General features: G+C 59.3%; 5 protein-coding genes and 1 pseudogene. All 6 read left to right on the plus strand.

The window, feature by feature from the left end:
* Nucleotides 1-243: pseudogene (locus BG52_RS10375) on the plus strand (ACP S-malonyltransferase); the annotation flags it as partial.
* A 55-nt stretch (nucleotides 244-298) separates the two neighbouring features.
* On the plus strand, nucleotides 299-1,051 hold the full coding sequence (gene fabG, locus BG52_RS10380) for a 3-oxoacyl-[acyl-carrier-protein] reductase (protein WP_036583882.1): 753 nt from the start codon (nucleotides 299-301) through the stop codon (nucleotides 1,049-1,051).
* A 98-nt stretch (nucleotides 1,052-1,149) separates the two neighbouring features.
* The gene (acpP, locus tag BG52_RS10385) at nucleotides 1,150-1,383 is read left to right on the plus strand and encodes an acyl carrier protein (protein WP_036583884.1); all 234 of its coding nucleotides are present in this window, start codon (nucleotides 1,150-1,152) and stop codon (nucleotides 1,381-1,383) included.
* Between the two features lie 195 nt (nucleotides 1,384-1,578).
* The gene (gene fabF / locus BG52_RS10390; RefSeq protein WP_036583887.1) at nucleotides 1,579-2,817 is read left to right on the plus strand and encodes a beta-ketoacyl-ACP synthase II; all 1,239 of its coding nucleotides are present in this window, start codon (nucleotides 1,579-1,581) and stop codon (nucleotides 2,815-2,817) included.
* Nucleotides 2,807-3,517 (plus strand): ribonuclease III, encoded by a 711-nt coding sequence (rnc, locus tag BG52_RS10395; protein WP_036583889.1) that lies wholly within the window; start codon nucleotides 2,807-2,809, stop codon nucleotides 3,515-3,517. Before fabF ends, rnc begins: the two co-directional genes overlap by 11 nt.
* A gap of 273 nt (nucleotides 3,518-3,790) precedes the next feature.
* On the plus strand, nucleotides 3,791-5,078 hold a 1,288-nt coding region (locus BG52_RS10400; RefSeq protein ID WP_036583892.1), incomplete at its 3' end, for a chromosome segregation SMC family protein.

Here is a 5,078-nt window from a genome sequence, read left to right on the forward strand (position 1 = left end):
ACGGCCCGTCCGGTGACGAAGGCGGCGGACATTCGGGGTCTGCTGTCCGAGCAGGTCGTGTCGCCGGTCCTTTGGGAGGATACGGTCATGTGGCTGATCGATCAGGGCGTGAACCGGTTCGTCGAAATCGGTTCCGGCTCGGTGCTGGCCGGACTCATCAAAAAAACCGACAAATCGGTGCACGTGCATTCGGTCAACTCGCTGGAGACGCTCGAGGCGCTGTTCGCGGAAGACGCGATTTAGGGTGGAGCGGCGGCCCGGCGCCGCCGATGCAGCCTTTTACAAGGAGGGATAGCCGATGTTTGCAAACCTGGAAGGAAAAAAAGCGCTCGTCACGGGCGCCTCGCGCGGAATCGGGCGTGCGATTGCGATCGCGCTCGCCGAAGCGGGGGCGGATGTAGCCGTGAACTACGCGGGCAGCGAAGCCGCGGCGGCCGAGACGGTTGCCGTTGTGGAGGCCCTTGGCCGCAAGGGGCTGCTGGTCAAAGGCGACGTGGGCAAGACCGACGCCTTCGAGGCGATGGTGAAGGCTGTGATCGAAGCTTTCGGTTCAATCGACATTTTGGTGAATAATGCCGGCATAACGCGGGACAATTTAATCATGCGTATGAAGGAAGAGGAATTCGATCAGGTGATCGAAACGAACCTGAAGGGCGTCTTCAACGGCATTAAGGCGGTTACCCGTCCGATGATGAAGCAGCGTTCCGGCCGGATCATCAACATCTCGTCCGTGGTCGGCTCGCTCGGCAATCCGGGCCAGGCGAACTACGTGGCGGCGAAGGCCGGCGTCCAGGGGCTTACGAAGGCTTCCGCGCGCGAGCTGGCGTCCCGCGGCATCACGGTCAATTGCATCGCCCCAGGCTTCATCGAGACGGATATGACGGACAAATTGCCCGCCGAGATGCGGGAGCAGCTGTCCGGACAAATTCCGCTCGCGCGCCTGGGCCAGCCCGGCGATATTGCGGCGGCCGTCCGTTTCCTGGCGTCCGACGCAGCCGCCTACATGACGGGACAGACCGTCCACGTCGACGGCGGCATGTACATGGGATAAGCCGGAAAACCGCGCTAAACCAACGTTTTTCACGTTGAAACGCGGCTATGGCATTTTGTCCATAATTCTCGTATAATACCAAAGAGGAGGTGAACCGGATGTCCGATGTATTGGAACGGGTGAAACGCATCGTCGTTGACCGCCTTGGCGTTGAAGAAGCCGAAGTGACGCTCGAAGCTAACTTTAAGGATGACCTCGGCGCGGATTCTCTCGATGTCGTGGAGTTGGTCATGGAACTGGAAGACGAGTTTGATATGGAGATCTCTGATGAAGATGCGGAGAAAATCACCACGGTGGGAGAAGTAGTTAATTACATACAATCTCATACGTAAAAGTTATGAAAGTCCCGTTGTCATAACGGGACTTCTCTCCATATCCGGCGTTCGCACGGAATGTACGGGGTGACGTGATGTGCTTTAAGTGCAATTGAGGCATTTGTCTTGTATATATATTTTGACGGCGGCCGCGGCTTCCCGTAAGCTGCGGCCGGTCGTCCATTTTTCCGTCTGCAGAGGTGATAGGTTTATATGAAGGAAAGAGTGGTTGTCACCGGAATGGGTGTCATGACCTCGCTCGGTTCCGATTTGGAAACGTTCTGGGGCAATATTCTGGCGGGCAAATCGGGCGTCTCCCATATCGAAGCGTTCGACGTGTCGGAATATCCGACGCAGATCGCCGCAGAAATCAAAAATTTCAACCCGGAACAATATGCGGACCGGAAAGAAGTGCGCCGCATGGACCGGTTCGTCCAGTTCGCCGTGGCAGCCAGCACGCTGGCGATTAAAGACGCCGGATTGAACATCGGCGAGGAAGTGGACGCGGAACGGGTAGGCGTGTATGTCGGCTCGGGCATCGGCGGACTGGGAACTTGGGAAGACCAGCACAATGTCCTGCTGGAGAAAGGACCGAAACGGGTGAGTCCGTTCTTCATTCCGATGATGATCGCGAATATGGCTTCAGGCCAAATCTCGATGATCACCGGAGCGAAAGGACCGAACAGCACGGCGGTTACCGCGTGCGCGACAGGCACTCATTCGATCGGCGATTCGTTCAAAATGATTCAGCGCGGCGATGCGGACGTCATGATCTGCGGCGGAGCGGAAGCGACGATTCGCCCGACTGGCCTGGCCGGCTTCTGCTCGATGCGCGCGATGTCGACCCGCAACGACGAGCCGGAGAAAGCGAGCCGCCCGTTCGATGTCGACCGCGACGGCTTCATTATGGGCGAAGGCTCTGGCATACTCATACTGGAATCGCTGGAGCATGCGCAGAAGCGCGGCGCGAAGATTTATGCCGAGATCATCGGCTACGGCATGAGCGGTGACGCGTATCACATGACCGAGCCCGATCCGGACGGCGCGGCGCGCTGTATGACGCGCGCGATCAAGGATGCCGGCATTGCGCTGGAGGCAGTGGATTACATTAACGCGCACGGCACCTCGACGCCGGTCGGTGACCGGTCCGAAACGATCGCGATCAAGAGAACGTTCGGCGACCATGCCTACAAGCTGGCCGTCAGCTCCACGAAGTCGATGACCGGCCACCTGCTCGGCGCCGCCGGCGGCGTGGAAGCGGTCGTGCTAGGCCTGACGCTCAAGAACGGCATCATCCCGCCGACCGCCAATTTGGATAATCAGGATCCGGAGCTGGACCTTGACTATGTACCGAATCAGCCGCGCGAGGCGGATGTCCGCACGGCGTTGTCGAACTCGTTCGGGTTCGGAGGTCATAACGCTTCGATCATCATGAAGAAATATGAAGCATGAACCTTTTGACGCGCTGCAGCAGCGGCTCGGCGTCTGCTTCAATCGGGCCAAGCTGCTGCGGCAGGCTTTTACGCATACTTCTTATGTGAACGAGCACAAGAGCGGCAGCACGCAGGACAACGAGAGGCTCGAGTTTCTGGGCGACGCCGTTCTGCAATTGCTCGTATCGGAATATTTGTATCTTACCCATCCGCTGCGCCCGGAGGGCGAGCTGACCCGGATGCGCGCGAGCATCGTTTGCGAGCCGTCCTTTGCCCGTTTCGCGGAGGTGCTGGAGCTCGGCAAACATGTTTTGCTCGGGCGGGGCGAGGAGCAGCTTGGGGGCCGTCAGCGGCCCGCGCTGCTCGCCGACCTGTTCGAATCGTTCATCGGCGCGATGTATTTGGACGGGGGGCTCGAGCGGGTGCGCACGTTTCTCGAGGGCCGCGTCTTTCCGCTTATCGACGACGAGGAGCATTTGCCTGTGAAGGACTTCAAGTCGAAGCTGCAGGAACGCGCACAGCACCGCGCTTTCGGTCCGATCGAGTACGGCATCGAGGAGGAACGCGGCCCTGCGCACGACCGGGAGTTCGTCATCAAGGTGTCGATCGGCGGAGAACCGTGGGGCACCGGCGTCGGACGAACCAAGAAGGAAGCCGAACAGCGGGCCGCCGCGGAAGCCTGGCGCAGGCTGTCGGCCGAAGAAAAAAACGAGAAGTGACTCTGGCTTGGGAGCCGGGATTCACGTGTCGAGAAACCCGCGTCTATCTCAAAGATGGACGAAGGGTTTCTTTTCTATGCCCCGGTCTGCCGGCCGCTTGCAGGACGCGCGGTGGACGGCGTCAGGCCCTGCGCTTCCCGCCTCGAGCGTGCCTGGTCTTTTCGGCTTTCGGCCGCGCGGACCGGGTGAGCTCCCACAGCGGCCGGCACATTTTCAACTAATGTCGAAAACTTTGCCGTATGGTACAATATCGCTAGAGGTGAATGCATACACATGTTCTTGAAACGAATCGAACTTGCCGGTTTTAAATCGTTCGCCGACCGCACAGAAATGGAGTTCGTCAGGGGAATCACGGCTGTCGTCGGCCCGAACGGAAGCGGAAAAAGCAACATAAGCGACGGCATCCGCTGGGTGCTCGGCGAGCAGAGCGCCAAAAGCTTGCGCGGGGGTAACATGCAGGACATTATTTTTGCCGGCAGCGACGCCCGAAAAGCCGTCAACTACGGCGAAGTGTCGCTGACGCTTGATAATGCGAGCGGAACGCTGCCGCTCGAACACGACGAGGTCACCGTTACCCGGCGGGTCCACCGCAGCGGGGAAAGCGAATATTTGATCAATAAGCAGGCTTGCCGCCTGAAGGACATTACCGAGCTGTTCATGGACACCGGTATCGGCAAGGAGGCTTATTCGATTATCGGTCAAGGACGGATCGAGGAAATATTAAGCACCCGCTCCGAGGATCGGCGCGGCATTTTCGAGGAAGCTTCGGGCATCGTCAAATATAAGTCGCGAAAGCGGGAAGCGCAGAAAAAGCTGGATGACACCGAGCAGAATTTGCTGCGGATCCACGACCTCGTCTCCGAGCTGGAGGATCAGGTCGAGCCGCTGCGCGAGCAGTCGGAGAAGGCGATTCATTACAAGGCGCTGCGCGAGCAGCTCAAAACAAAAGAAATTTCGATGTACGTCCATCAGATCGAGCAGGTCCACACCAACTGGAAGGAAGCGAGCGGCAAGCTTGAGCAGCTCCAGAAGGAGCAGCTTAAGTTGTCGGCCGTCGTCAGCAAGCATGACGCCCATCTGGAAAAGGACCGGCACGAAATGCGCGCGCTGGAGGAAGCGCTTGACCGAATGCATGAGGACATGCTTCGCTACAGCGAGGAATATGAGAAATGCGAAGGCCAGGGCGAGGTGCTGAAGGAACGGAAACGGAACCTGGAGCAGAACCGGCGCCAAATGGAGGAGACGATCGAGTCGCAAACCGGGCGGATTGCGGCGCTGGCGAAGGAGGAGGCAGACTTCCGGGCGAAGGCGGCCGTGCTGGAGCAAGAGTTTCAGACGCTGCGAGCGAAGCTGGCGGAGGAGGAGGCGGTGCTCGTCGGCGTGGCCGGGGGAACTGCAGCCGATGCCGAGGAGCGGTTGAAGGGCGAGCTGCTCGACGTTCTGAGCACGATGGCCTCCTTGCGCAATGAAATCCGGTACGCGGAGCAGCAGCAGGAGTCCGTTCAGCGCCGCCTGGAGCGGCTCGGCGAAGAGGAAGCCAAGTGGTCGGAGCAGCTCCAGG

Origin of the sequence: Paenibacillus darwinianus (assembly GCF_000598065.1) — a bacterium.
GTDB lineage: Bacteria > Bacillota > Bacilli > Paenibacillales > Paenibacillaceae > Paenibacillus_I > Paenibacillus_I darwinianus.